5 protein-coding genes are annotated in these 4,574 nt (G+C 63.8%); 4 read left to right on the top strand and 1 reads right to left on the bottom strand.

Translation table 11 applies throughout. The features are described from left to right. From AC1D1G_RS42060 to AC1D1G_RS42050, 3 genes are all read left to right on the top strand, one after another. Window positions 1–423, top strand: a 423-nt coding sequence (locus AC1D1G_RS42060; RefSeq protein WP_477956584.1) for an AMP-binding enzyme, incomplete at its 5' end; no start/stop codon positions are given. Continuing rightward, a complete protein-coding gene (locus AC1D1G_RS42055; RefSeq protein ID WP_283351965.1) occupies window positions 416–1,231 on the top strand; it encodes an enoyl-CoA hydratase/isomerase family protein in 816 nt (271 codons plus the stop codon). The genes AC1D1G_RS42060 and AC1D1G_RS42055, both read left to right, overlap by 8 nt. A 122-nt stretch (window positions 1,232–1,353) precedes the next feature. Then, entirely contained in the window at window positions 1,354–2,343 is a 990-nt protein-coding gene (locus AC1D1G_RS42050; RefSeq protein ID WP_283351966.1) for an aldo/keto reductase, read from the top strand. A 78-nt stretch (window positions 2,344–2,421) separates the two neighbouring features. Here the strand turns inward: AC1D1G_RS42050 and AC1D1G_RS42045 are convergent, their stop codons facing one another. Beyond that, on the bottom strand, window positions 2,422–3,885 hold the full coding sequence (locus tag AC1D1G_RS42045; RefSeq protein ID WP_317568824.1) for an aldehyde dehydrogenase: 1,464 nt from the start codon (window positions 3,883–3,885) through the stop codon (window positions 2,422–2,424). Window positions 3,886–4,085: 200 nt separating this feature from the next. Between AC1D1G_RS42045 and AC1D1G_RS42040 the strand changes: the two genes are divergently transcribed. After that, window positions 4,086–4,574, top strand: a 489-nt coding sequence (locus AC1D1G_RS42040; protein WP_477956583.1) for an NAD-dependent epimerase/dehydratase family protein, incomplete at its 3' end; no start/stop codon positions are given.

The raw sequence follows: 4,574 nt of genomic DNA, 5'->3' as shown, positions 1-4,574 counted from the left end.
CTCGGGCACTTCGATGAGCACGGCCGGATCTTCATCGTCGGTCGTGCGAGCGAGACCATCATCACGGGTGGCACGAACATCCAGCCGGTGGAGATCGAGCGGGCACTCGAACTGCATCCGATGGTCCGCGAGGCGGTGGTGGTGGGCGTGCCGGACCCGAAATGGGGCGAGACCCCGGCGGCGTACGTGCACATCGACGCACTGTGGGCCGACGTGAGCGGGGAGCTGGCCGCGGTGCTGCGCGAGAACCTGGCGGGGTTCAAACGCCCGGGTCACGTGTACATCTCGACCGATCCGATCCCGCGCGCCTCGAAGGCGGCGAAGATCGCGCGCGGTGACATCAAGCGGCTGGTGCGGTCGTGGGTCGAGGACCCTACCGTGGTGCCGCGCAACGTAACGAAAGTGGTGAAGGAACGTGGCTGACGCAGTGATCGAGTCCACCGATGACATCGTCATCGATACCGTGGACGGTGTGGGCACGGTACGACTGAACCGGCCCGACCGGGGCAACTCGGTCACCCCCGACGTGGTGACCCGCATGGGCGATGCGGTCGCCGACCTCGCCGAGACCGACGGCATCGGTGCGGTGGTGCTTACTGGCACCGGCAAGGTGTTCTGCGCCGGCGCCGACGTCAAGGACATGTACGCGGTGTACTCCGCCGACGGTGCCGACGGGTTGATGGACTACCTCGCCGTCACCTGGATGCCGGCCGTGCAGCGCACGGTGCGGTTGCTGTGGAACACCCCGGTTCCGGTGATCGCCGCATACAACGGCCACGCGACTGCCGGCGGGCTGGACTTCGGACTCTCCTGTGATGTGCGCCTGGCCGCGTCCCAAGCGAGGTTCGCCGAGAGCTATGTCAACCTCGGCATGGTGCCGGTGGCCGGCGGTGCGTACCTGCTGCCGAAGCTGATCGGTCTGGAGAAGGCATCCCGGATGATTGCGACGGGCGAGTTCATCGATGCCGCGCAGGCACTGGCGGCCGGCATGGTGAGCGAGGTGTGCGACACCGAGGACCTCGCACGCCGGGCGGCCGAGGTGGCCCGCGAGATGACGCACGGGCCGGTGGCGACGTATGCGAACGCGAAGCGGATCGCGCGTGCCGCGGCGACGCTCGAGCTGGACGCCGCGCTGAAGGAGAGTCTGGCCGCGAATATCGCCCTGATTGCCCGGCCCGAGGTGCGCAAGCTGGTGCTCAACGTGATGGAGCAGTACAGCTTGGCGAATTAGAGCGGTGCGCGCAACGGGGCTGGCCGGGCGGCGGGAACGACATCATGCAGGTCTGAGAATGGTGCGTGGATCATCGTGATCGGGGTTCGGGCCGCTCTGGGATGAGACTTAAGGAGAGGGAAATGGAATACAACAGGCTGGGGCGTTCTGGGCTCAAGGTGAGTCGAATCGGTCTGGGAGCGATGAACTTTGGATTCGTCACGGACGAGGCGGGAAGCTTCGAGATTCTCAATCACGCAGTAGAGTTGGGCATCAACTTCGTCGACACGGCGGATGTCTACGGTGGTCCGCAGACTCCCGACATGGAGAAGGGATTCGGCACTTCCGAGGAAATCATCGGCAAGTGGCTGGCACAGGACCCCTCCCGACGGGACAGGATCGTCCTGACTTCCAAGGTCTACCAGCCGATGGATACCGGTCCGAACGATCGCGGGCTTTCGGCTTATCACATCCGTAGGGCGTGTGAGGCGAGCCTCCGCAGGCTGCAGACCGACCACATCGACGTCTATCAGATGCACCACGTCGACCGAACCACGCCGTGGGAAGAGGTGTGGCAGGCATTCGAGCAGTTGGTCCGGGAGGGAAAGATCAGCTACGTCGGTAGCAGCAATTTCGCGGGATGGGATATCGCGACCGCGCAATGCATCGCGAATGCCCGCCACTTTCTCGGTCTGGTTTCGGAGCAGAGTCTGTACAACTTGACCGAGCGGACAATCGAGCTCGAGTTGATTCCGGCGTTGCGCAACTACGGGATCGGGCTGATTCCATGGAGTTCATTGGGGCGTGGCCTCCTCGGAGGGGTGCTCGACAACGCCAGCAGCGGTCGCCGCAGCCGCCCCGAAATGCAGGCCCGGATCGAGCGGATCCGTCCCCAGCTGGAGGCCTATGAAGCACTCTGCCGGCAGATCGGTGAGCGTCCCTCCGACGTCGCGACCGCCTGGCTGCTGGCGAATCCCGTCGTCTCCACGATCATTGCGGGGCCGCGGACCGTCGAACAGTTCGACCAGAGCGCTCGTGCGTTGGACGTGTCGTTGTCCGCGGAGACGATGGCGGAGTTGGACAAGATCTTCCCGGGGCCCGGCGGTGAGGCTCCGGCAGCATATGCGTGGTGAGTAGCTCATCCGTAACGTCGGAGGCCCGGAACCAGTTCTCGGTTCCGGGCCTCCACGTTTGTAGTCCGTCAGTGGCGGTCAGGCCAGGGATTGCGCGAACTCCGCCGGCAGGCCGATCGACCGCAGTTCGGTGTACGCCTCCAATCCTTCGACCCCGTTCTCTCGGCCGATTCCACTCATCTTGAATCCACCGAACGGCGACTGCAGTCCGATCGGACTGCCGTTCAGTTCGACCACGCCGGTGCGCAACCGGCTGGCGACCTGTAGCCCGCGTTCGAGATCCGAAGAGAAGACGGCACCGTTGAGGCCGTACTGCGAGTCGTTCGCGATGGCGATCGCGTCCTCTTCGTCGCGGTAGGTCATCACGGACACCACCGGCCCGAAGATCTCCTCCTGTGCGACGGTCGCGCCTCTGGATACTCCGGCAATGATCGTTGGTTCCACATACCATCCGTGCTCGAGGCCGGCGGGGCGGTTGCCGCCCTTGATGATTCGGCCACCCTCCTCCTGACCGATTCGGATGTACTTCTCGACCGTGGTGCGATGGCGCTCACTGAACAGCGGACCGATCTCGGTCGCATCGTGGTGCGGGTCGCCGACTGCCATCGTGTCGATCATCGCAGCGAGTGAATCCAGAAGTTCACTCTCCCGCTTCTCGGAGACGAGGATGCGAGTCTTCAAAGTACAGACTTGACCGTTGTTCCTGAAGGAACCCATACGGAGCAGTTCGGCAGTCGCGTTCATGTCGGCATCGTCCAGAATCACGGCGGCCGACTTGCCGCCGAGCTCGAGCGTCACACGACGAATATTCGCGCCGCACAGCGATGCGATTCTGCGACCTGCGTCCGTTGAACCGGTGAAGGTGACCTTGTCCACCCCGCGATGCGCGACCAGGTGCTCCGATGCCTCGCGTTCGGCGGGCACGACGTTGATCACACCTGCGGGGAACCCCGCCCGTTCGATGAGCTCAGCCAGCAGGTACGCGTCCAGCGTCGTCTGCGGTGCCGGCTTCAGCACGAATGTGCATCCTGCGAGGATCGCCGGCACGATCTTCTGCACGCTGATACCCATCGGCACGTTCCAGGGGACGACGGCCCCGACCACCCCGACGGGTTCTCTTGTCACCAATGCGTTTCCGAGTGGTCCTGACCGGACGGTGCGGAACGGGTACTCACCAATGAAGTCGAGATACGCATCGATCACCCGCACGGGGTTCGCTGCCTGGATGGTGCGGGATTGGGTGATCGGGCACCCCATCTCGGTGGTGATCAGTTCCGCGATCTGTTCGGCATGGTCAATCAACAATCCGCGAAACCGCCGTACGACGGCGATGCGCTCGTCGAGCGACATGCGGGGCCACGGGCCGGTGTCGAAGGCCACGCGGGCCGCGGCTACAGCGAGATCGACGTCGGCAGGCGATGCCGACGCCACGTCGGCGAGGAGTTCTTCGCTGACCGGGGAGACGACGGGGATGCGCTCGCCGCGCGCTGCAATCCATCGACCATCGACGAACAACTTCCCGTGTCGGTGTTCCATGAGCATTGCTCTATCTCCTTTGGGTGGGAACGTCGGGTGAGGGGCGGGGGCGTCCTCCTCGTCCTGATGGGCATTGTGGCGGTAAGCCACGGCCGATCGCTCGTGCGCGTCGATCTCACGGTCGGGCTTCTGCTAGCCAAGGACTCTGTGCACAGAATATCATAAGTCAGATAGTTGACAGCTGGTAAAATATCTGCTGAAATCGTGTGTCGAATGTCACTGCGTCTTCGATCCTTTTCGTCGGCTCGGGGGTGTGGGCGGGTGAGTTGGAACAATCGAAAGAGGTTGGCGTGACGGGATCGAAAGAAGTCGTGCTGGTGACCGGTGCTTCCGGATTCGTCGGATCGAGGCTGGTCGAGCAGCTGAGTACATCGGGCCGCTATCGCGTGTTGGCCGCGGATTCGCACTGGACCGACCGATCCAAGACCTTCGGTGAACTGTCCGACGTGGAGCGATGCGACATCGACCTCCGGGATCGAGAGGCGGTTGATGCTCTGGTGGCCAGGTCGGGAAGCATCGTTCATCTAGCGGCAATTCGCGCGGTGGCAGGGCTCGACGATCCCTGGGCCGCATTCGAGGTGAACGTGGCGGCCGCCTACGGCCTGATGGATTCGGCAAAGCGCCATGGGGTGCGGCGCATCGTCTACGGCTCGTCGCACAGTGTCTACGGGAACTTCGCGAAGCGTCAGACGTAC

Source organism: Rhodococcus sp. P3_B8, from assembly GCF_056402775.1.
Note: the sequence above shows the minus strand (reverse complement) of the source record. Positions and strands in the feature narration are given on the sequence as shown.

What these genes read in the sequence shown, in the direction of transcription:
- AC1D1G_RS42050 (WP_283351966.1), top strand. Translation starts at nt 1,354, where the DNA reads ATGGAATACAACAGGCTGGGGCGTTCTGGGCTCAAGGTGAGTCGAATC.
- AC1D1G_RS42045 (WP_317568824.1), bottom strand. Translation starts at nt 3,885, where the DNA reads ATGCTCATGGAACACCGACACGGGAAGTTGTTCGTCGATGGTCGATGG.